Source organism: Pseudomonas sp. NFXW11 (assembly GCF_049887815.1).
Lineage (GTDB): Bacteria > Pseudomonadota > Gammaproteobacteria > Pseudomonadales > Pseudomonadaceae > Aquipseudomonas.
Genome location: NZ_JAGEKI010000003.1, coordinates 346153 through 367931, shown reverse-complemented (window position 1 = coordinate 367931; position 21779 = coordinate 346153). Strand labels below are relative to the sequence as shown.

18 protein-coding genes and 1 pseudogene are annotated in these 21779 nt (G+C 64.2%); 14 read left to right on the top strand and 5 right to left on the bottom strand.

The window, feature by feature from the left end:
• Window positions 1–59: 59 nt before the first annotated feature.
• The 14 genes from J4P02_RS07390 (at window position 60) to J4P02_RS07325 (ending at window position 17741) form a co-directional block, all read left to right on the top strand.
• Entirely contained in the window at window positions 60–911 is an 852-nt protein-coding gene (locus J4P02_RS07390; protein ID WP_426188918.1) for an ABC transporter permease, read from the top strand.
• On the top strand, window positions 908–1738 hold the full coding sequence (locus J4P02_RS07385) for a quaternary amine ABC transporter ATP-binding protein (protein ID WP_426188917.1): 831 nt from the start codon (window positions 908–910) through the stop codon (window positions 1736–1738). Before J4P02_RS07390 ends, J4P02_RS07385 begins: the two co-directional genes overlap by 4 nt.
• Window positions 1739–1787: 49 nt before the next feature.
• Window positions 1788–3311, top strand: a complete 1524-nt coding sequence (locus tag J4P02_RS07380; RefSeq protein WP_426188916.1) for an HAL/PAL/TAL family ammonia-lyase — start codon at window positions 1788–1790, stop codon at window positions 3309–3311.
• 122 nt (window positions 3312–3433) lie between these two features.
• Window positions 3434–4966: a histidine ammonia-lyase gene (gene hutH / locus J4P02_RS07375; protein WP_426188915.1), complete on the top strand. Its 1533-nt coding sequence runs from the start codon at window positions 3434–3436 to the stop codon at window positions 4964–4966.
• Window positions 4967–5109: 143 nt separating this feature from the next.
• Window positions 5110–6522, top strand: coding sequence for an amino acid permease (locus J4P02_RS07370; protein WP_426188914.1), 1413 nt, complete (start codon window positions 5110–5112; stop codon window positions 6520–6522).
• 12 nt (window positions 6523–6534) lie between these two features.
• Window positions 6535–7740: an imidazolonepropionase gene (gene hutI / locus J4P02_RS07365; protein ID WP_426188913.1), complete on the top strand. Its 1206-nt coding sequence runs from the start codon at window positions 6535–6537 to the stop codon at window positions 7738–7740.
• Between the two features lie 10 nt (window positions 7741–7750).
• A complete protein-coding gene (hutG, locus tag J4P02_RS07360; RefSeq protein WP_426188912.1) occupies window positions 7751–8551 on the top strand; it encodes an N-formylglutamate deformylase in 801 nt (266 codons plus the stop codon).
• A 204-nt stretch (window positions 8552–8755) separates the two neighbouring features.
• Window positions 8756–9727, top strand: coding sequence for a prolyl aminopeptidase (gene pip, locus J4P02_RS07355; RefSeq protein ID WP_426188911.1), 972 nt, complete (start codon window positions 8756–8758; stop codon window positions 9725–9727).
• A complete protein-coding gene (dtd, locus tag J4P02_RS07350) occupies window positions 9724–10161 on the top strand; it encodes a D-aminoacyl-tRNA deacylase (RefSeq protein WP_426188910.1) in 438 nt (145 codons plus the stop codon). Before pip ends, dtd begins: the two co-directional genes overlap by 4 nt.
• Before the next feature lie 276 nt (window positions 10162–10437).
• Window positions 10438–12261: a glucan biosynthesis protein G gene (locus J4P02_RS07345; protein WP_426188909.1), complete on the top strand. Its 1824-nt coding sequence runs from the start codon at window positions 10438–10440 to the stop codon at window positions 12259–12261.
• Window positions 12254–14824: a glucans biosynthesis glucosyltransferase MdoH gene (gene mdoH, locus J4P02_RS07340; protein WP_426188908.1), complete on the top strand. Its 2571-nt coding sequence runs from the start codon at window positions 12254–12256 to the stop codon at window positions 14822–14824. Before J4P02_RS07345 ends, mdoH begins: the two co-directional genes overlap by 8 nt.
• A 225-nt stretch (window positions 14825–15049) precedes the next feature.
• On the top strand, window positions 15050–15847 hold the full coding sequence (locus J4P02_RS07335; protein WP_426188907.1) for a transporter substrate-binding domain-containing protein: 798 nt from the start codon (window positions 15050–15052) through the stop codon (window positions 15845–15847).
• Window positions 15848–16054: 207 nt separating this feature from the next.
• Complete coding sequence (locus J4P02_RS07330) at window positions 16055–17014, top strand: amino acid ABC transporter permease (protein ID WP_426188906.1); 960 nt, start codon at window positions 16055–16057, stop codon at window positions 17012–17014.
• Window positions 17007–17741 (top strand): amino acid ABC transporter ATP-binding protein, encoded by a 735-nt coding sequence (locus J4P02_RS07325; RefSeq protein WP_426188905.1) that lies wholly within the window; start codon window positions 17007–17009, stop codon window positions 17739–17741. The genes J4P02_RS07330 and J4P02_RS07325 overlap by 8 nt, the downstream gene beginning before the upstream one ends.
• Window positions 17742–17799: 58 nt before the next feature.
• Here the strand turns inward: J4P02_RS07325 and J4P02_RS07320 are convergent, their stop codons facing one another.
• From J4P02_RS07320 to tatB, 5 genes and pseudogenes are all read right to left on the bottom strand, one after another.
• Window positions 17800–18513, bottom strand: coding sequence for a methyl-accepting chemotaxis protein (locus J4P02_RS07320; RefSeq protein WP_426189011.1), 714 nt, complete (start codon window positions 18511–18513; stop codon window positions 17800–17802).
• 141 nt (window positions 18514–18654) lie between these two features.
• A pseudogene (locus tag J4P02_RS07315) lies at window positions 18655–19716 on the bottom strand (methyl-accepting chemotaxis protein); the annotation flags it as partial.
• A 115-nt stretch (window positions 19717–19831) separates the two neighbouring features.
• Window positions 19832–20539 carry a 16S rRNA (uracil(1498)-N(3))-methyltransferase gene (locus J4P02_RS07310; RefSeq protein WP_426188904.1) on the bottom strand — a complete coding sequence of 236 codons (708 nt, stop codon included), beginning with the start codon at window positions 20537–20539 and terminating at the stop codon, window positions 19832–19834.
• Window positions 20536–21330, bottom strand: coding sequence for a twin-arginine translocase subunit TatC (gene tatC, locus J4P02_RS07305; protein ID WP_426188903.1), 795 nt, complete (start codon window positions 21328–21330; stop codon window positions 20536–20538). Before tatC ends, J4P02_RS07310 begins: the two co-directional genes overlap by 4 nt.
• Complete coding sequence (gene tatB / locus J4P02_RS07300) at window positions 21327–21773, bottom strand: Sec-independent protein translocase protein TatB (RefSeq protein ID WP_426188902.1); 447 nt, start codon at window positions 21771–21773, stop codon at window positions 21327–21329. Before tatB ends, tatC begins: the two co-directional genes overlap by 4 nt.
• Window positions 21774–21779 lie beyond the last annotated feature (6 nt).

Below are 21779 nucleotides of genomic sequence, written 5' to 3'. Positions count from 1 at the left end.
CGGAGATCCCACGGGGTCTTCGGGAGCTGCGCCAAACTCCACCTGATCGAGAGTTACCTATGTTTCCAGAAAATTTCACCTTCTCCATCGCCGACTGGGTCAACGGCTGGGTCGATGCCTTGGTGACCCACTACGGCGATGTGTTCCGGCACATTTCCGACACCCTGCTGTGGGCCATCGTCAATCTTGAAGGCCTGCTGCGCATGGCGCCCTGGTGGCTGATGCTGGCGATTGTCGGCGGCGTCGCCTGGCACGCCACGCGCAAGTTCCTGACCACGGCGGTGATAGTCGGCCTGCTGTTCCTGGTGGGTGCCGTGGGCCTGTGGGACAAGCTGATGCAGACCCTGGCGCTGATGCTGGTGGCCACCCTGATCTCGGTGCTGATCGGCATTCCCCTGGGCATTCTCTCGGCCCGCAGCAACCGTCTGCGCTCGGTGCTGATGCCGCTGCTGGACATCATGCAGACCATGCCCAGCTTCGTGTACCTGATCCCGGTGCTGATGCTGTTCGGCCTGGGCAAGGTGCCGGCGATCTTCGCCACGGTGATCTACGCCGCGCCGCCGCTGATCCGCCTCACCGACCTGGGGATCCGCCAGGTCGACGGCGAGGTGATGGAAGCCATCAACGCCTTCGGCGCCAACCGCTGGCAGCAGCTGTTCGGCGTGCAACTGCCCCTGGCCCTGCCGAGCATCATGGCCGGGATTAACCAGACCACCATGATGGCCCTGTCGATGGTGGTGATCGCCTCGATGATCGGTGCCCGTGGCCTGGGCGAGGACGTGCTGGTGGGCATCCAGACCCTCAACGTCGGGCGCGGCCTGGAAGCCGGGCTGGCGATCGTGATTCTGGCGGTGGTGATCGACCGCATTACCCAGGCCTATGGTCGTCCACGCCATGAGGTGAGCAAATGAGCAGCAGTGCCGTGAGCAAGATCGAAGTGCGCAATGTGTTCAAGATATTCGGCAGCCGCTCCGCCGAAGCCCTGGCGCTGATCCAGCAAGGCCAGGGCAAGGACCAGGTGCTGGCCGAGACCGGCTGTGTGGTGGGGGTCAACGACCTGTCGCTGAGCATCGGCAGTGGCGAGATCTTCGTCATCATGGGCTTGTCCGGTTCCGGCAAGTCGACCCTGGTGCGCCACTTCAACCGCCTGATCGATCCCACCAGCGGGGCGATCCTGGTGGATGGCGAGGACATCCTGCAATACGACATGGAAGCCCTGCGGCAATTTCGCCGCAACAAGATCAGCATGGTGTTCCAGAGCTTCGGCCTGCTGCCCCATCGCAACGTCCAGGACAACGTCGCCTATGGCCTCAAGGTGCGTGGCGAGAGCAAGGCGCTGTGCGCCGAGCGGGCGCTGCACTGGATCAACACCGTGGGCCTCAAGGGCTACGAGAAGAAGTACCCGCACCAGCTGTCCGGTGGCATGCGCCAGCGGGTCGGCCTGGCCCGGGCCTTGGCAGCGGACACCGACGTGATCCTGATGGACGAGGCTTTCAGTGCCCTCGATCCGCTGATCCGCGCCGAGATGCAGGACCAGTTGCTGGAGCTGCAGAAGACCCTGCACAAGACCATCGTCTTCATCACCCACGACCTGGACGAGGCCGTACGCATCGGCAATCGCATCGCCATTCTCAAGGATGGCCGGCTGATCCAGGTGGGCACGCCGAGGGAGATCCTGCATTCGCCGGCGGATGAATACGTCGATCGTTTCGTCCAGCGCCGCGCGGCAACGGTGTAGGCGCCGGCGTGCCGGCCAATGCTCCCCTGATTCCATGATGAGGTTCCCGATGTCCCAGGCTGAAACAATCGTAATCGCCGAGGCCCCCATGGCCTGGCAGGATGTGGTCGCCGTCGCCCGTGAAGGTGCGCAGCTTGAGCTGTCGGCCCAGGCCTGGGCGCGGATCGACAATGCCCAGGCCATAGTGCGCAAGGTGGTGGAGCAGGGCGAGCGGGCCTATGGCATCAGCACCGGCCTCGGGGCCCTGTGCAATGTGCTGCTCGAAGGTGAGCAGCTCAGCCAGCTGTCGCGCAATACCCTGCTCAGCCACGCCTGCGGAGTGGGGCCGGTGCTGGCCGACGAGCAGACCCGGGCGATTCTCTGCGCCGCCATCATCAACTACAGCCACGGCAAATCCGGTATTCACCCGCAGGTGGTCAAGGCATTGCTGGCGCTGCTCAATCGCGGCATTACCCCGCAAGTGCCGTCCCAGGGCTCGGTGGGCTACCTGACCCATATGGCGCATATCGGCATCGCCCTGCTGGGGGTTGGCCAGGTCAGCTATCGCGGGCAGGTGGTGAGTGCCGCGCAGGCCCTGGCCGCGGAAGGGCTGGAACCGGTGCAACTGGGCGCCAAGGATGGTTTGTGCCTGGTCAATGGCACGCCGTGCATGACCGGCCTGGCCTGCCTGGCCCTGGCCGATGCCAGCCGGCTGTTGCAGTGGGCCGATGTGATCGGCGCCATGAGTTTCGAGGCCCAGCGTGGGCAGATCGCCGCCTTCGATGCCGAGATCATTGCCCTCAAGGCCCATCCCGGGATGCAGGTAGTGGGCGCCAACCTGCGCGCCCTGCTCGATGGCAGCGAAGTGATCGCCGCCAGCCAGGGCATCCGTACCCAGGATGCCCTGAGCATCCGCTCGATTCCCCAGGTTCACGGTGCGGCCCGGGATCAGTTGGCCCACGCCGCACAGCAGGTGCAGACCGAGCTCAATGGCGCCACCGACAATCCCTTGCTGCTGGGCACCCCGGAGCACTACCGGGTGATGTCCCAGGCCAACCCTCACGGGCAGTCGGTGGCCCTGGCGGCGGACCTGCTGGCAATCGCCATGGCCGAGATCGGCTCGATTGCCGAGCGCCGCCTGGACCGCCTGATCAACCCCCATGTCAGTGGCTTGCCGGCGTTCCTGGTGAGTGAGCCCGGGGTCAATTCCGGAATGATGATCGTGCAGTACGTGGCGGCCTCGCTGTGCGCGCAGAACCGCCAGCTGGCCCAGCCGGCGGTGCTCGACAACTACGTCACCTCGGGCCTGCAGGAAGACCACCTGAGCCTGGGCACCAATGCCGCGCTGAAGCTGCATCAGGTGCTGGAGAACTGCACGCAGATCCTCGCCATCGAGTACCTGCTGGCGGCCCAGGCCTTCGAATTTCTCAAGCAGCAGCGTTTCGGCATCGGCACCGGCATGGCCTGGTGCCTGTTGCGCGAGCGGGTGGCGGCCTATGACCAGGATCGCTGGCTGGCGCCGGATATTGCCAGTGCGGCGGCGCTGCTCAAGCAACCGCGACTGCTCCACGAACGTTTTGCCAAGGTGCAATAAACCACTTTTCCCCATAGCCAGCGTGCCAAGGCGTCACCCGCCCAAACAGCGGACGACGACGGATAACGGAAACTTCCGGAGCGACTGGCGGTTATTACAAAACTCTCAAAAGGAGCATAGATGTGACTGCACTCAACCTGATTCCCGGCCAACTGACCCTGGCCCAACTGCGGGCCGTCTACCAACAGCCGGTGACCCTGACCCTGGATGGCAGCGCCTCGGCGCAGATCGATGCCAGCGTCGCCTGTGTCGAGCAGATCCTCGCCGAGAACCGCACCGCCTACGGCATCAACACTGGTTTCGGCCTGCTGGCTTCGACTCGCATTGCCAGCGCCGACCTGGAAAACCTCCAGCGCTCCCTGGTGCTGTCCCATGCCGCGGGTGTGGGCGAGCCCATCAGCGATGATCTGGTGCGCCTGATCATGGTGCTCAAGGTCAACAGCCTGAGCCGGGGTTTCTCCGGTATTCGTCGCCAGGTGATCGATGCCCTGATCGCCCTGATCAACGCCGAGGTCTACCCGCATATTCCCCTCAAGGGCTCGGTGGGCGCTTCTGGTGACCTGGCGCCTTTGGCCCATATGTCCCTGGTGCTGCTGGGTGAGGGCAAGGCCCGCTACAAGGGCCAATGGCTGGAAGCCACCGCGGCCCTGGAAGTTGCCGGTCTCAAGCCGCTGACCCTGGCCGCCAAGGAAGGCCTGGCGCTGCTCAACGGCACCCAGGTATCTACCGCCTTTGCCCTGCGCGGGCTGTTCGAAGGCGAAGACTTGTTCGCCGGTGCCCTGGTGTGTGGCGGCCTGACCGTGGAAGCGGTGCTGGGTTCGCGTTCGCCGTTCGATGCGCGGATCCATGCCGCTCGTGGCCAGCGCGGGCAGATCGACACGGCTGCGGCCTATCGCTCCTTGCTGGGTGAGCGCACCGAGGTCTCGGCTTCGCACCAGAACTGCGACAAGGTCCAGGACCCGTACTCCCTGCGCTGCCAGCCCCAGGTGATGGGCGCCTGCCTGACCCAGTTCCGCCAGGCCGCCGAAGTGCTGGTGGTGGAGGCCAACGCGGTGTCCGACAACCCGCTGGTGTTCGCCGCTGAAGGCGATGTGATTTCTGGTGGCAACTTCCACGCTGAACCTGTGGCCATGGCCGCCGACAACATGGCCCTGGCGATTGCCGAGATCGGCTCCCTGAGCGAGCGGCGCATTTCGCTGATGATGGACAAGCACATGTCCCAGTTGCCGCCGTTCCTGGTGGCCAATGGCGGGGTCAACTCCGGCTTCATGATCGCCCAGGTCACGGCTGCGGCCCTGGCCAGCGAGAACAAGGCCTTGGCTCACCCGCACTCGGTGGACAGCCTGCCGACTTCGGCCAACCAGGAAGACCACGTGTCCATGGCTCCAGCCGCCGGCAAGCGCCTGTGGGAAATGGCCGGCAACACCCGCGGCATTCTCGCCGTGGAATGGCTGGCGGCGTGCCAGGGCCTGGATCTGCGCGAAGGCCTGAAAACCTCGCCGGCCCTGGAGCAGGCTCGCGCCACCCTGCGTGAACAGGTCGCCTACTACGAGAAGGACCGGTTCTTCGCTCCAGACATCAACGCCGCCAGCGAGTTGCTGGCCTCGCGTTGCCTCAACGACCTGCTGCCGGCACAACTGCTGCCGAGCCTGTAAGGCATTGACAGCCGCCGCGGTGCCGAGTCCTCGGCCCCTGCGGCGGGTGTATGACCCGCAAGACAGACGCGGAGCGTCTAGTCGGTCTCCCTGCGCCGCGGCGCGGGGCGGCCTTGTCCGATAACAATAAAAGGGACGATGACATGCAAGCGCAAGAAAGAGGATTACAACGGGGCCTGTCGGCTCGCCATATACGCTTTATGGCGTTGGGGTCGGCCATTGGTACCGGCCTGTTCTACGGTTCCGCCTCGGCCATCCAGATGGCCGGGCCGGCCGTGCTGCTGGCCTACCTGATCGGTGGCGCGGCGGTGTTCATGGTGATGCGCGCCCTGGGGGAAATGGCCGTGCACAACCCGGTGTCCGGTTCCTTCGGGCACTACGCCAGCCAGTACCTGGGGCCCATGCCGGGCTTTATCCTGGGTTGGACCTATGCCTTCGAGATGCTGATCGTGTGCCTGGCGGACGTCACCGCCTTCGGCATCTATATGGGTTTCTGGTTTCCCGATGTGGAGCGCTGGATCTGGGTGCTGTCCATCGTGCTGTTCATCGGCGGGCTGAACCTGTGCAGCGTCAAGGTCTTCGGCGAGCTGGAATTCTGGCTGTCGCTGCTCAAGGTCGGGGCCATAGTCGCGATGATTCTCGGCGGCTTCGGCATCATGCTGTTCGGTATCGGCAGTGCTGGCCACGAGCAGGCGGCGGGGGCCACCAACCTCTGGGCCCATGGCGGCTTCATGCCCAATGGCATCGGTGGGGTGATCGCTTCTTTTGCGGTGGTGATGTTCGCCTTTGGCGGCATCGAGATCATCGGTGTCACCGCGGGCGAGGCCAAGGACCCGCAGCGGGTGATTCCCAAGGCGATCAACGCGGTACCGGTGCGCATCCTGCTGTTCTATGTGCTGACCCTGTTCGTGCTGATGTCGATCTTCCCCTGGCATCAGATCGGCACCCAGGGCAGCCCGTTCGTGCAGATCTTCGATAGCCTGGGCATCAGCTCGGCGGCCACCATCCTCAATATCGTGGTGATTTCGGCGGCGGTGTCGGCGATCAACAGCGATATCTTCGGTGCCGGGCGCATGCTCTTCGGCCTGTCCAAGCAAGGCCAGGCACCCAAGGGTTTTGCCCAGGTGTCCAAGCACGGCGTGCCCTGGATGACCGTGGTGGTGATGGCCGGTACCTTGCTGGGCGGGGTGGTGCTGAACTACCTGATTCCGGAAAACATCTTCCTGCTGATCGCGTCCCTGGCGACCTTCGCCACGGTCTGGGTATGGCTGATGATTCTTCTCACCCAGGTGGCCATGCGTCGTTCCATGAGCGCCGAGCAAGTGGCCGGGTTGCAGTTCAAGGTACCGTTCTGGCCCTGGGGCCCGGCGCTGGCCATTGCCTTCATGCTGTTTATCTTCGGCGTGCTGGGCTACTTCCCGAAAACCCAGGGCGCGCTGCTGGTGGGGGTGGTCTGGGTGCTGTTGCTGGTGGTGGCCTATATGCTTTGGGTCAAGCCGGCGGCTGGGCAGACTCAGCCCCTGAACAACGATGCTTCTTTACCTACTGACCATTAACGGAGGCCCTGGATGAAAACTCTGTGGCAGCACTGCAACGTCGCCAGCATGGCTCAAGGCACCTACTCGATCATCGAGGATGCGGCCATGGTGACGTCAGGGGCGCACATCGAGTGGATCGGCCGGCGCCAGGAGGCGCCGGTCGCCGACTATCAACAGGTGCAGGACCTGGCGGGAGCCTGGGTTACCCCGGGCCTGATCGATTGCCACACTCACACGGTGTTCGGCGGCAACCGCAGCGGTGAGTTCGAGCAGCGCCTGCAAGGCGTCAGCTACGCCGAGATCGCCGCCGCCGGTGGCGGCATCGCCAGCACCGTGCGGGCCACCCGTGCGGCCAGCGAGGAGGAACTGTTCGCCAGCGCGCGCAAGCGCCTGCTGTGCTTGCTGCGCGATGGCGTCACCAGCGTCGAGATCAAGTCCGGCTACGGCCTGGACCTGGCCAGCGAGCGCAAGATCCTGCGGGTCATCCGGCGCCTGGGCGAGGCGTTGCCGGTCAGTGTGCGCAGCACCTGCCTGGCGGCCCATGCCCTGCCGCCGGAATACGCCGGGCGCGCCGACGACTATATCGAGCACATCTGCAACGAAATGCTCCCGGCCCTGGCTGCGGAGGGGCTGGTGGATGCGGTGGATGCCTTCTGCGAGTACCTGGCGTTTTCCCCGGCCCAGGTGGAGCGGGTGTTCATGGCCGCGCAACAGCTTGGCCTGCCGGTCAAGCTGCATGCCGAGCAACTGTCGTCGCTGCATGGTTCGAGCCTGGCGGCGCGCTACCGGGCGCTGTCCGCCGATCACCTGGAGTTCATGACCGAAGACGATGCCATCGCCATGGCGGCGGCCGGCACGGTGGCGGTGTTGCTTCCGGGGGCCTTCTACTTCCTGCGCGAAACTCAGCTGCCGCCCATGGACGCCCTGCGCAAGCACGGGGTGAAGATTGCCGTGGCCAGCGACCTCAACCCCGGCACTTCGCCGGCGCTGTCGCTGCGCCTGATGCTGAACATGGCCTGCACCTGTTTTCGCATGACCCCCGAAGAGGCCCTGGCCGGGGTCACCCTGCATGCGGCCCAGGCCCTGGGCATGGAGCAGACCCATGGCTCGCTGGAAGTGGGCAAGGTGGCGGATTTCGTCGCCTGGCAGATCGAACGTCCCGCCGACCTGGCCTACTGGCTGGGCGGCGACCTGGAAAAGCGCGTCGTGCGACACGGCGTTGAAGTGACTGTGTAGGAGAAGGGTTGTGGATAAGGTTCTGAGCTTCAAACAAGGTCGAGTGCCGTTGCTGATCAGCATGCCCCACGCCGGCACGCGCCTGACCCCGGCGGTGGCGGCCGGGCTGGTGCCCCAGGCGCAGAGCCTGCCGGACACCGACTGGCATATCCCGCGCCTCTATGAGTTCGCCCAGGAACTGGGGGCCAGCACCCTGGCGGCGGAATACTCGCGGTTCGTCATCGACTTGAACCGTCCGTCCGATGACAAGCCCCTGTACGTGGGCGCCACCACCGGCCTGTACCCGGCCACCCTGTTCGATGGCGAGCCGCTGTTCCTGGCCGGGCAGGAACCGACCGCGGATGAGCGGCAACAGTATCTGCAAGAGGTCTGGGGTCCTTATCACCGCACCCTGGAGGAGGAGTTGGCGCGGCTCAAGGCCGAGTTCGGCTACGCCATGCTGTTCGATGCGCACTCGATCCGCTCGCTGATCCCCCACCTGTTCGACGGCAAGCTGCCGGACTTCAACCTCGGCACCTTCAACGGTGCCAGCTGCGATGCGCAACTGGCCGGCCGCCTGGAAAGCATCTGCGCCGGCCATGGCGCTTACACTCATGTGCTCAACGGTCGCTTCAAGGGCGGGCATATCACCCGCCACTACGGCAATCCGGCCGAACACATTCATGCGGTGCAACTGGAACTGGCGCAGAGCACCTATATGGAAGAGTTCGAACCCTTCCGTTACCGCGAGGACCTGGCGGCGCCAACCCAGGTGGTGCTCAAGCAACTGCTGCAGGGGCTGCTGGCCTGGGGGCAGGAGCATTACGGCTGAGCCTGCTACCACCAAAGCTCGCTCCCACGATGGTTCCGTAGGAGCGAGCTTGCTCGCGAACAGGCCCAGCACAGGCGCCCCGTGTCCCGATTCAACCCTGATATCTGCAAGGACATGCTGATTGCGTAATTCGGGTTTATGATGCCGGACGGCAGCATAAATGAAGTCCCTCAGGGATGACCCCCGACCTCCACGGAGCGCGTAATGCAGACTTTGTACCCGCAGATCAAACCCTATGCCCGGCACGATCTGGTCGTCGACGACCCCCATGTGCTGTATGTCGACGAAAGTGGTTCACCGGAAGGGTTGCCGGTGGTGTTCATCCATGGTGGCCCCGGGGCCGGCTGCGATGGTGCCAGCCGCTGCTACTTCGACCCGAACCTGTATCGCATCGTCACCTTCGACCAGCGCGGTTGCGGGCGTTCGTCGCCCCACGCCAGCCTGGAGAACAACACCACCTGGGACCTGGTGGCCGACCTGGAGCGCATTCGCGAGCACCTGGGCATCGACAAATGGGTGCTGTTCGGCGGTTCCTGGGGTTCGACTCTGGCCCTGGCCTACGCCCAGACCCACCCTGACCGGGTGCTGGGCCTGATCGTGCGCGGGATCTTCCTGGCCCGCCCGCAGGAAATCCAGTGGTACTACCAGTGCGGCGCCAGCCGGCTGTTCCCCGACTACTGGCAGGACTACGTGGCGCCGATTCCCCTGGAGGAGCGTCACGACCTGGTCAGCGCCTTCCACAAGCGTCTCACCGGCAGCGACCAGATCGCCCAGATGCACGCGGCCAAGGCCTGGTCGGGCTGGGAAGGGCGCACTGCGACCCTGCGTCCCAACCCGCTGGTGGTGGACCGTTTCTCGGAGCCGCAGCGGGCGCTGTCGATCGCCCGGATCGAGTGCCATTACTTCATCAACAATGCCTTCCTCGAGCCGGACCAGTTGATCCGCGACATGGGCAAGATCGCCCATCTGCCCGGGGTCATCATCCACGGCCGCTACGATGTGATCTGCCCGCTGGACAATGCCTGGGAGCTGCACCAGGCCTGGCCCAACAGCGAGCTGCAGGTGATTCGCGACGCCGGCCACGCCGCCTCCGAACCGGGCATCACCGATGCCCTGGTGCGGGCCACCGACCAGATGGCTCGGCGCCTGCTCGACCTGCCGCCCGAAGAAGCATGAAGGGCCTGTTGCAGCGCGTGGCCGGCGCGCGGGTGGAAGTTGCCGGGGAAATAGTCGGCTCGGTGGACCGGGGGTTGCTGGTGCTGGTGGCGGTGGAGCCCGAGGACACTCGGGCCAGTGCCGACAAACTCCTGCATAAGCTGCTTAACTATCGGGTGTTCAGTGACGCCGAGGGCAAGATGAACCTGTCCCTGGCGGATGTGCAGGGCGGGCTGCTGCTGGTGTCGCAGTTCACCCTGGCGGCGGACACCAAGAGCGGGTTGCGCCCGAGCTTTTCCAGCGCCGCGCCGCCGGCCCTCGGCGAAGAGCTTTTCGACTATCTATTAGTGAAGGCGCAACAGTTGCATGGCAAAGTGGCATCAGGGCGTTTTGGCGCGGACATGCAGGTGCACCTGGTCAATGATGGCCCGGTAACCTTCCTGTTACAGACCTGAAAGCGCCTGAAACATCTTTTTCCACCGATTTGGGCCGGAAACAGCTGTTTTTCGCGATAAATACTTTGTTACCCCTGATGCGTTGTAACGCGGGCTACTAGATAATCGCGCGCTACGGGGATCAGCGTTCGTTGGTCCATTTTGACTTAAGTAGAGACTTGTCCACGGCCGCTTGGGGAATCATTTAGCCCCATCGGAGTCGGAACAATGCTCGCCAACCTGGCACATAGATAGCTGGCCGTTGGTTTTTTGATCTGTTTTCGGCGAGGGTTGCTCGTGATTGTTAGTCCCTGTAATGCACCAAACTTGTTTGCCAAACGGTTGCGAAACGCACTGGTGACGGGCTCTGCGCTGTTCTGCCTGTTCGGTGCCGGTCAACTCATGGCATTCAATCTGGATGATGTATCGGCCAAGGCCAAGGACCTGGCCGGGCAGAAGTACGAAGCCCCGCGCAGTAACCTGCCGAACGAATTCCGCGAAATGAAGTTCGCGGACTACCAGAAAATCCGCTTCCTCAGCGAAAAAGCCGAGTGGGCCGATCAGAAGACCCCGTTCAAGCTGTCGTTCTATCACCAGGGCATGCATTTCGACACCCCGGTGAAGATCAACGAGATCAACGCCAGCAACGTTTCCGAGATCAAGTACGACGCGAGTCGTTTCGATTTCGCCGACCTGAAGTTCGATCCCAAGTCCACCGAGAAGCTCGGCTATGCCGGTTTCCGCGTGCTGTACCCGATCAACAAGGCCGACAAGCAAGACGAGATCATGACCATGCTCGGCGCGAGCTACTTCCGCGTGGTCGGCAAGGGTCACGTCTATGGCCTGTCCGCTCGTGGCCTGGCGATCGATACCGCCTTGCCGTCCGGTGAAGAATTCCCGCGTTTCAGCGAATTCTGGATCCAGCAGCCCAAGCCGACCGACAAGCACCTGGTGATCTACGCCTTGCTGGATTCGCCACGGGCCACCGGCGCTTACCGCCTGACCCTGCGGCCGGGCGCCGACACCATTGTCGACGTCAAGGCCCGGGTGTTCCTGCGTGACAAGGTCGGCAAGCTGGGCCTGGCCCCGCTGACCAGCATGTACCTGTTCGGCGCCAACCAGCCGTCGAAGGTCCTCAACTATCGTCGCGAACTGCACGATTCCAGCGGCCTGTCGATCCACGCCGGCAATGGCGAGTGGATCTGGCGTCCGCTGAACAACCCGAAACACCTGGCCGTAAGCAATTTCTCGGTAGAGAACCCGCGGGGTTTCGGCCTGCTGCAACGTGGCCGTGACTTCAGCCACTACGAAGACCTCGACGACCGCTACGACAAGCGCCCAAGCGCCTGGATCGAGCCCAAGGGTGACTGGGGCAAGGGCACCGTCGACCTGGTGGAAATCCCTACCGCGGATGAAACCAACGACAACATCGTGGCTTTCTGGAACCCGGAAAAGCAGCCTGAGCCAGGCCAGCCGCTGGACTTCGCCTACCGCCTGCACTGGACCATGGACGAAGCCGCCCTGCATTCCCCCGACAGCGCCTGGGTACAACAGACCTTGCGTTCCACCGGTGACGTCAAGCAGTCCAACCTGATCCGTCAGCCTGACGGCAGCGTGGCCTACCTGGTGGACTTCGAAGGCCCATCGCTCAAGGCTCTGCCGGCCGATGCGCCGGTGCGCAGCCAGGTCAGCGTTGGCGACAACGCCGAAGTGGTCGAGAACAGCGTGCGCTACAACGAAGAAACCAAGGGCTGGCGCCTGACCCTGCGGCTGAAGATCAAGGACGCCAGCAAGGCCACCGAGATGCGTGCCGCGCTGGTTCGCGATATCCCGGTTGCCGAGCCGGCCAAGGCCGTGGCGCCGCTTGCCAACTCCTCCGTGGCCAAGGCCGACAAGGTGGCGGCCAAGCAGCAGGAGAAAGAGAAGAAGGAAGCGGCCAAGCAGGCTGCTGCCCAGGCGGCCAAGGACTCCAAGGACAGCAAGGACTCCAAGGATGCCAAGGACCACAAAGACGCCAAGCAGCCAGTGGCTGCCGAAGCGGCCCCTGCCACACCGGAACCGGTTAAAACTGAACAAGTCCTGACCGAGACCTGGAGCTACCAGTTGCCTGCCGATGAGTAACGCTCAACTACAGCCAGAGTCGCTCAGCGAGTACCTGGCGCACTTGCCCATGTCGGATCAGCAGCGCGCGGAACTCGCGGGCTGCCAGTCCTTCAGCGAACTGCACCAACGTCTGTCGTCCGCGACCTTCGACGGTCCCACCGATGCCGCCCAGGCCTCGGTGGGCCAGCGCCTGTCCCTGAGCACCGCCGCCGAGCTTGAAGAAGCGGAAATGCTCTGTGTCGACGCCGAGGGCCGGGTCTGCCTCAAGGCCACGCCGCCGATCCGCCGTACCAAGGTGGTGCCGGAGCCATGGCGCACCAATATCCTGGTGCGTGGCTGGCGACGCCTGACCGGGCGCACCAATCCGCCTGCGCCGAAGAAGGACGAGCGTGTGCTGCCGGCTGCCCGCTGGCGCACCGTGGGTTCGATTCGCCGCTATATCCTGCTGGTGTTGATGCTGGGCCAGACCATAGTCGCCGGCTGGTACATGAAGGGCATCATGCCGTACCAGGGCTGGTCGTTCGTCGACCTGGAAGAGGTCATGCACCAGCCACTGATGCAGACCGCCCAGCAAGTGCTGCCCTATGCCTTGCAGACCAGCATCCTGATCCTCTTCGGCATCCTCTTCTGCTGGGTGTCGGCAGGTTTCTGGACCGCCCTGATGGGCTTCCTGGAACTGCTCACCGGGCATGACAAGTACCGCATTTCCGGTGCCAGTGCCGGCAACGAGCCGATCCCCAAGGACGCTCGCACCGCACTGGTGATGCCGATCTGCAACGAAGACGTGCCTCGGGTGTTCGCCGGCTTGCGCGCCACCTTCGAGTCGGTGGCGGCCACGGGCGACCTGGATCGCTTCGACTTCTTCGTCCTCAGCGACAGTAACGACAGCGATATCTGCGTGGCCGAGCAACAGGCCTGGCTGGACGTCTGCCGTGAAGCCAAGGGCTTCGGCAAGATCTTCTATCGCCGTCGCCGACGTCGGGTGAAGCGCAAGAGCGGCAACCTCGACGACTTCTGCCGTCGTTGGGGCGGTGACTACAAGTACATGGTGGTGCTCGACGCCGACAGCGTGATGAGCGGCGAATGCCTGACCAGCCTGGTGCGCCTGATGGAAGCCACGCCGGATGCGGGGATCATCCAGACCGCGCCCAAGGCTTCGGGCATGGACACCCTGTATGCGCGCATGCAGCAGTTCGCCACCCGAGTCTATGGCCCGCTGTTCACCGCCGGCCTGCACTTCTGGCAGCTGGGTGAATCCCACTACTGGGGCCACAACGCGATCATCCGCATGCAGCCGTTTATCGAGCACTGCGCCCTGGCGCCATTGCCTGGCAAGGGCGCCTTTGCTGGTGCGATTCTGTCTCACGACTTCGTCGAAGCTGCGCTGATGCGCCGTGCCGGCTGGGGCGTGTGGATCGCCTACGACCTGCCGGGCAGCTATGAAGAACTGCCGCCCAACCTGCTGGACGAGCTCAAGCGCGACCGCCGCTGGTGCCACGGCAACCTGATGAACTTCCGCCTGTTCCTGGTCAAGGGCATGCACCCGGTGCACCGCGCGGTGTTCCTCACTGGGGTGATGTCCTACCTGTCGGCGCCGCTGTGGTTCTTCTTTCTGGTGCTGTCCACGGCGCTGCTGGCGGTCAACACACTGATGGAGCCGCAGTACTTCCTCGAACCGCGGCAGCTGTATCCGCTGTGGCCACAGTGGCATCCGGACAAGGCCATCGCGCTGTTCTCCACCACTATCGTGCTGCTGTTCCTGCCGAAGCTGCTGAGCATCATCCTGATCTGGGCCAAGGGCGCGAAAGAGTTCGGCGGCAAGTTCAAGGTGACCCTGTCGATGCTCCTGGAGATGCTGTTCTCCATGCTGCTGGCGCCGGTGCGGATGATTTTCCACACCCGTTTCGTCCTCGCCGCGTTCCTCGGCTGGGCCGCAACCTGGAACTCGCCGCAGCGTGACGACGACTCCACGCCCTGGAGCGAAGCGGTACGCCGCCATGGCCCGCAGACCCTGCTGGGCGCCTGCTGGGCACTGCTGGTGATCTGGCTGAACCCGAGCTTCCTCTGGTGGCTGGTGCCGATCGTCGGTTCCCTGATGCTGTCGATTCCGGTGTCGGTGATTTCCAGCCGGGTGGGCCTGGGCCTCAAGTCCCGTGATGAGAAGCTGTTCCTGATCCCCGAGGAGTACGCTCCGCCCCAGGCGCTGCTGGCGACTGACCAGTACACCCACGAGAATCGCTGGCATGCGCTCAACGACGGCTTTATCCGGGCCGTGGTCGATCCGCAGCAGAATGCCCTGGCCTGTGCCTTGGCGACTTCTCGCCATACCCAGGCTGAGCCGATTGAGTGGCTGCGTCAGGAGCGGGTGCGGCATGCTCTGAAAGCCGGTCCGGCGGCGCTGAACAACAGCGAGCGCCTGGCCCTGCTGAGCGACCCGGTAGCCCTGGGACGCCTGCACGAGCTGGTCTGGAGCGAGGGCCACAGCCAATGGCTGGGCGCCTGGCGCCAGTCGGTGGACGCCGACCCCCATGCTCCGATGCTGCCGTTGCAGCCGCTGATCGCGGCGCCGCAACCGGCCTGAAGCCAACGCCCTTGAGCTCTTGCTCAAGGGCGTTTTGCTTTCTGCGGCCGATGGTCTCGCCTACCCCCGTGTAACAACAAAAAGCCTTGTGCAAACGGCCGAGTGCGTTAGCATCGCACGCGCAAATTTCTGTGCGTGATCGACAACGGCTTGATATTCGAAGACTTTCCTTTCCAGGCCCGCAGCGTGCAGACACCACAATAAAATCGCTTCAGGGGACTTGAGATGAAGAAGTATCTTTCGCTGCTGCTGGCCGGTGCCGCGGCCATGCTGGCGGTCAACACGGCCCAGGCCGGTGCCATCGACGACGCGGTCAAGCGTGGCACGCTGAAAGTCGGCATGGACCCGACCTACATGCCGTTCGAAATGACCAACAAGCGCGGCGAGATCATCGGCTTCGAAGTCGACCTGCTCAAGGCCATGGCCAAGTCCATGGGAGTCAAGCTGGAGATGGTTTCCACCGGTTATGACGGCATCATCCCGGCCCTGCTGACCGACAAGTTCGACATGATCGGCAGCGGCATGACCCTGACCCAGGAACGCAACCTGCGCTTGAACTTCAGCGAACCCTTTATCGTGGTTGGCCAGACCCTGCTGATCCGCAAGGAGCTGGAAGGCAGCATCAAGTCCTACAAGGACCTCAACAGCGCCGATTACCGCATCACCTCCAAGCTGGGCACCACCGGGGAAATGGTCGCCAAGAAGCTGATCGCCAAGGCCAAGTACCACGGCTACGACAACGAGCAGGAAGCGGTGCTGGACGTGGTCAACGGCAAGGCCGACGCCTTCATCTACGACGCCCCGTACAACGTGGTGGCGGTGAACAAGGTGGGCAACGGCAAGCTTACGTTCCTCGACAAGCCGTTCACCTACGAGCCCCTGGCCTTCGGCCTGAAGAAGGGTGACTACGACAGCATCAACTTCATCAACAACTTCCTCCACCAGATCCACGAAGACGGCACCTACGATCGCATCCATGACAAGTGGTTCAAGAGCACCGAGTGGCTCAAGGACATGGAATAAGCGTTTGTGGCGAGGGAGCTCGCTCCCATTGGGCCGCCTGGCGGCCCCTATCTCGAGCAGCAGGATGCACCAGGCGTAGCACAACACAGCATTAGCCTCTGCCGCGCAAACCCGCGGGAGCAAGCTCCCTCGCCACGAATGGCTCCTTGATTCCGGCGGCTCCCCTGGGGGAGCGCTGCTTTTTGATCGTTACGGATTCAGCAACCCATGAAACATAAAAAAGCCCTATGGCCCTGGCACTGCCTCACTGTGCTGGTGCTGATCGGCCTGGCCGGCGCCCTGTACTACGCCACCTCGCTGATGTCCTACGAATGGCGCTGGAACCGCGTACCGCAGTACTTCGCCTATCAGGCCGAAGAGTCGCAGCGGGCTGCGGAAATCTCCACCGTGGCCGAGGTGCTGCGCCAGGACGGCAAGGCCCAGGTGACGCTGCGCGGCGAGTCCGGTGCGCAGCAGCAGTTGAGCGTCGATGAAGGCAGCCTGCAGGTGGCCAGCGGCGACGATGTGGCCGAGGGCGACGTGATCGGCGTGACCCGGCACTGGGCGGCCGGCCCCTTGCTATGGGGCTTGTGGACCACCTTGTGGCTGTCGCTGGTGTCCGGCGTGCTGGGGCTGCTGATAGGCCTGGGCACCGGCCTGTGCCGGTTGTCGAGCAACCCGACCCTGCGCGACCTGTCGACTATCTATGTCGAACTGGTGCGTGGTACGCCGCTGCTGGTGCAGATCTTCATCTTCTATTTCTTTATCGGCACGGTGCTCAACCTGTCCCGGGAATTCGCCGGGATTGCCGCGCTGTCGCTGTTTACCGGGGCCTATGTGGCGGAAATCGTCCGCGCCGGGGTGCAGTCCATTGCCCGTGGGCAGAACGAAGCGGCCCGTTCCTTGGGCCTCAGTGCTGGCCAGTCGATGCGCCATGTGGTGCTGCCCCAGGCCTTCAAGCGGGTGCTGCCACCCCTGGCTGGGCAGTTCATCAGCCTGGTCAAGGACACCTCGCTGGTGTCGGTGATCGCCATCACCGAGCTGCTCAAGAGTGGCCGGGAAGTCATCACCACCTCGTTTTCGCCGTTCGAGATCCTGTTCTGCGTGGCAGGGCTGTACTTGTTGATCAACCTGCCGCTGTCGAAGATCGCCAGCCGGCTTGAGCGGAGGCTCGCGCAAAGTGATTGAAGTCCGCGATCTGGTAAAAGTCTTCAACGCTCGTGGCCAGGTGGTGCGTGCGGTGGATAACGTCAGCACCCAGGTGGCCAGGGGCGAAGTGCTGGTGGTGCTCGGGCCGTCGGGTTCCGGCAAGTCGACCTTCCTGCGCTGCCTCAATGGCCTGGAGACCTTCGACTCGGGCTCGGTGAGCATCGACGGCCTGCAACTGGCCGACCCCAAGACCGATATCAATGCCTATCGCCGGGAAGTCGGCATGGTGTTCCAGCATTTCAACCTGTTCCCCCATATGAGCGTGCTGGAAAACCTCTGCCTGGCGCAGAAGGTGGTGCGCAAGCGTGGCAAGGCAGAGCGCGAGGCCAAGGCCATGGCGCTGCTGGAGAAGGTCGGCATCGCGCAGAAGGCCCACGAGTTTCCGTCGCGGCTTTCCGGCGGCCAGCAGCAGCGGGTGGCGATTGCCCGGGCCCTGGCGATGGAGCCCAAGGTGATGCTGTTCGATGAGCCGACCTCGGCCCTGGACCCGGAGATGGTTGGCGAGGTGCTGGACGTGATGAAGACCCTGGCCCAGGAAGGCATGACCATGGTCTGCGTGACCCACGAGATGGGCTTTGCCCGGGAAGTGGCGGATCGGGTGCTGTTCTTCGATCACGGCAAGTTGCTGGAGGATGCGGCACCGGAGCGCTTCTTCGATGCGCCGCAGGATCCTCGGGCCCAGGCGTTCCTGCGCCAGGTGCTGTGAGTGCTGCGCCGGCTTCTACAGGGGATGTAGGAGCCGGCTTGCCGGCGAAGGCCGAGGGTCAGACCCGAAAACGCCCCACCAGGCTTTGCAGATGAATCCCCAGGCGCGCCAGCTCGGCGCTGGAAGCCGCGGTCTCTTCGCTGGCCGATGAAGTCTGTTCCGACACGTCACGCACACTCAGCACGCTGCGGTTGATCTCTTCCGCCACGGCGCTCTGCTGCTCGGCCGCGGCGGCAATCTGCTGGTTCATCGCCTGGATCGCCGACACAGTGCGGGTGATGTTCTCCAGCGAACCGCCGGCGCGGCGGGTCAGCTCCACGCTGCTGTCGCTGAGGCTGCGGCTGGTGTCCAGGGTGCTGGCCACTTGCTGGGTGCCGCTCTGCAAGCCGACGATCAGCTCGGCGATTTCTTCGGTGGATTGCTGGGTGCGTTGCGCCAGGCTGCGCACTTCATCCGCCACCACGGCGAAGCCGCGCCCGGCTTCCCCGGCCCGGGCCGCTTCGATGGCGGCGTTGAGGGCCAGCAGGTTGGTTTGCTGGGCCACCGACTTGATCACGTCCAGCACGCTGCCGATCTTGTCGCTCTCCTGCTTGAGGTGGCCCATGGCTTCGGTGGAGTGGTCCATCTCGTTGGCCAGGCGCTCGATCTGGGTGATGGCTTCGTTGACCACCCGATCGCCTTCGCGGGCCTGCTGGTCGGCGGCAACCGCAGCCTCGGAGGCCTCTTCGGCATTGCGCGCCACTTCCTGCACGGTGGCGGCCATTTCATTCATGGCCGTGGCCACCTGGTCGGTTTCCACTTTCTGGCTGTTGACCCCGGCGCTGGTCTGCTCGGTGACGGCAGACAGCTGCTCGGCGGCGCTGGCGATCTGGGTGACGCCGTCGCTGATGCCGCCGATCAATTCCCGCAGGCCCTGGGTCATGCGTTGCATGGCCTTCTGCAACTGGCCCAGTTCGTCGCGCCGATCCACTGCCAGGTTCTCGCTGAGATCGCCGGAAGCCACGCGTTCGGCGGCCTTGAGGGTCTGTTGCAGGGGCAGGGTGATTTGCCGGGTGATGGCCCAGGCGGCGATCAGGCCGAAGACCAGCGCCAGCGCCGTGGCGATCAGCAGGGTGCCCTTGGCCTGGCTGGCCTCGCTGTCGCGCTTGGCGGTCTGGGCACTGGTCAGCTGCTGGCTCAGGCCCATCAGCCGGTCGCCCTGGGCGGCCATGCGTTTGAGGGCGGCGGCGCTGGCTTCTTCGGCATCGCTGAAGGAGGCGACGGCCGCGCGGTAGGCTTTCAGCGAGTCGCTGGCCTGTTGCAGGTTGGCGATGTGCTGTTCCGGCAGGCGCGAAGGCAGGCTGGTGAGGTTGTCGAGGGCGCTGTCGATGGCACCCAGGGCCGGTTGCTTGGCCTCGGGCTTGGCGCTGTAGGTGTAGCCGCGCACCTGGAAGCGTGCCTGTTGTATCAGCTTGGAGAGGTCGATGACGCTGTTGAACTGGGCCACGCTGTCGCCTTGCAGCAGCGACTTCTCGACTTCGGCAACCCGGGCCACGGCGTTGTCGGCACTGGCTCCGAGCTGGGTCCGGGCGGCCTCGCGGCTGGCGGTGGCGCGGGTCATGTCGGCGAAGGCTTTCTGGTACTCGGCCACGGCTTGCAGCTGTTGCTCGACCATGGCAATGCTTTCCGGTTGCTGCAATTGCTGGCGGGCGGCCTGCAAGCCGGTGTCGAGTTGCTGGAGGATGCCGTTGACCGCTGCGGGGCCTTGTTCGCCGCGCTGCATCTCATAGGTCAGGCGGGCGATGCGCAGGTCCTTGGTCAGGGCGTACAGGTTGGAGATGTTGCCCAACTTGTCGCCGCGCTCGATCACGCCGCCCAGGCCGCTCCAGCCGGTGGCGGTGATCAACAGGGTCAGCAGCAGTACCAGGCCGAAACCTGTACCCAGCTTGAGACTGACGCTTACGTTTCCAAGGTTCCTGGCTAGCCAACGGTACATGCTGCGAACTCCCTTTTAGCGATTTGCGCTTAACCATAGGCTATCGGCAAGCCTGCTGGATTCTGTAGTTGACTGGCAAGTTGCCATTACGACCATGAGGTCGGTCTGGCGGGAATCAGAACAGCCGCGCGAGCAGCGCGGTGACGGCGGTTTCCACCCGCAGGATGCGCTCGCCCAGTTGCACCGGGGCCAAGCCGGCCTTGCCCAGCAGGTCGATCTCGTAGGGAATCCAGCCGCCTTCCGGGCCGATGGCCAGGGTCACCGGCTGATCCAGGCCGCGAGGGCAGGGCGGATAAGTGCCCGGGTGGCCCACCAGGCCCAGGGTGCCCGCGCTCAGGGCCGGCAGGCGGTCCTCGACGAAGGGCTTGAAGCGTTTCTCGATGCTCACTTCAGGCAGCACCGTGTCGCGGGCCTGTTCCAGGCCCAGCACCAGTTGCTGGCGAATCGCCTCGGGTTCGAGGAAGGGGGTTTGCCAGAAGCTCTTTTCCACCCGGTAGCTGTTGACCAGCACCAGGCGCGGCACGCCCATGGCGGCCACGGTCTGCAATACCCGGCGCAGCATCTTCGGTCGGGGCAGGGCCAGCACCAGGGTCAGCGGCAGCTTGGCCGGCGGCGGCTGGTCGAGGGTCACTTGCAGCTCGGCTTCGGCAGCTTGCAGGCGCAGCACCTGTGCCGTGCCCATCAGGCCGCCGATACGCCCCACCCGCAGGCTGTCGCCTACGGCTACCCGATGCACTTCCTGCATATGGGTCAGGCGCCGGTCGCGCAGCACCACACGGTCGGCCGCGATGAAGTCGGCCTCCTCCAGAAGCAGCAGGTTCACGCTTGGGTCGCTGGCGGCTGGTCGTGGTGATCGTCGCTGGACTCATCGTCCGGGTGCTCGCCGCGCTTGCTGATCAGCCCGCCGAACAGCACGCCGATCTCGAACAGCAGCCACATGGGTACGGCCAGCAGGGTCTGGGAGAAGATGTCCGGCGGGGTGAGGATCATGCCCACCACGAAGCAGCCGATGATCACGTAGGGGCGGATCTTCCTCAGGTACGCCACGTTGACCACGCCGATCCATACCAGCAGCACCACGGCCACCGGGATCTCGAAGGCTACGCCGAAGGCGAAGAACAGGGTCATGACGAAATCGAGGTAGCTGGTGATGTCGGTCATCATCTCCACGCCGGCCGGAGTGGCGGCGGCGAAGAACTTGAAGATCAGCGGGAACACCAGGAAGTAGGCGAAGGCCATGCCGATGTAGAACAGCAAGATGCTCGACACCAGCAGCGGTACGGCGATGCGTTTCTCATGCTTGTACAGCCCTGGAGCGATAAACCCCCAGATCTGGTGCAGGATCACCGGGATGGCCAGGAACAGCGAGACCATCATGGTCAGCTTCAGCGGCGTGAGGAACGGCGAGGCGACGTCGGTGGCGATCATCGTCGCGCCCGCCGGCAGGTACTGGCGCAGCGGCGTGGAGACGATGGTGTAGATCTGCTGGGTGAAGGCGAACAACCCGGCAAAGATGATGAAGATTGCTGCTACGCAGCGCAGCAGGCGGGTGCGCAACTCGGTGAGGTGCGACACCAGCGGCATGTGTTGGTCGTTCTCTGGGATATCGCTCATGGGGCTCGCGGCGGCAAAGTGGAATCGTGGGGGGCCGTGGTGGCAGGGGTTGCCACCGGGGCTGCGGGCTCTGCGGTAGGGGCCGCTGCTGCAGGCGCGGGCGCCTCGCTGGCAGGCATTGGCTCAGCCACCGGGGCGGCGTTTGGCGAGTGAATTGTCTGCTCGGCCACAGGCTCCAGGGGCGTCGCTTGCTGCTGGTTCGGGGCGAGGATTTTCCGCGCCTCCTGTTCCAGGGACAGGATGTGTTCGTTGTGCAGTTGCCGGCGGATCTCGTCGGCGCCGATCTCACGTTCAACTTCCTGTTTTATCGCGTTGAAGCTGCGCTTCAGGCGCCCGACCCACAGGCCCGCCGTGCGCGCGGCACCGGGCAGGCGCTCGGGGCCCAGCACCAGCAGGGCCACCAGGCCCACCAGCAGCAGTTCAGAGAAGCTGATACCAAACATTAGTCT

What these genes read in the sequence shown, in the direction of transcription:
- J4P02_RS07390 (WP_426188918.1), top strand. Translation starts at nt 60, where the DNA reads ATGTTTCCAGAAAATTTCACCTTCTCCATCGCCGACTGGGTCAACGGC.
- J4P02_RS07385 (WP_426188917.1), top strand. Translation starts at nt 908, where the DNA reads ATGAGCAGCAGTGCCGTGAGCAAGATCGAAGTGCGCAATGTGTTCAAG.
- J4P02_RS07380 (WP_426188916.1), top strand. Translation starts at nt 1,788, where the DNA reads ATGTCCCAGGCTGAAACAATCGTAATCGCCGAGGCCCCCATGGCCTGG.
- J4P02_RS07370 (WP_426188914.1), top strand. Translation starts at nt 5,110, where the DNA reads ATGCAAGCGCAAGAAAGAGGATTACAACGGGGCCTGTCGGCTCGCCAT.
- hutI (WP_426188913.1), top strand. Translation starts at nt 6,535, where the DNA reads ATGAAAACTCTGTGGCAGCACTGCAACGTCGCCAGCATGGCTCAAGGC.
- pip (WP_426188911.1), top strand. Translation starts at nt 8,756, where the DNA reads ATGCAGACTTTGTACCCGCAGATCAAACCCTATGCCCGGCACGATCTG.
- dtd (WP_426188910.1), top strand. Translation starts at nt 9,724, where the DNA reads ATGAAGGGCCTGTTGCAGCGCGTGGCCGGCGCGCGGGTGGAAGTTGCC.
- mdoH (WP_426188908.1), top strand. Translation starts at nt 12,254, where the DNA reads ATGAGTAACGCTCAACTACAGCCAGAGTCGCTCAGCGAGTACCTGGCG.
- J4P02_RS07335 (WP_426188907.1), top strand. Translation starts at nt 15,050, where the DNA reads ATGAAGAAGTATCTTTCGCTGCTGCTGGCCGGTGCCGCGGCCATGCTG.
- J4P02_RS07330 (WP_426188906.1), top strand. Translation starts at nt 16,055, where the DNA reads ATGAAACATAAAAAAGCCCTATGGCCCTGGCACTGCCTCACTGTGCTG.
- J4P02_RS07320 (WP_426189011.1), bottom strand. Translation starts at nt 18,513, where the DNA reads ATGAATGAAATGGCCGCCACCGTGCAGGAAGTGGCGCGCAATGCCGAA.
- tatC (WP_426188903.1), bottom strand. Translation starts at nt 21,330, where the DNA reads ATGAGCGATATCCCAGAGAACGACCAACACATGCCGCTGGTGTCGCAC.
- tatB (WP_426188902.1), bottom strand. Translation starts at nt 21,773, where the DNA reads ATGTTTGGTATCAGCTTCTCTGAACTGCTGCTGGTGGGCCTGGTGGCC.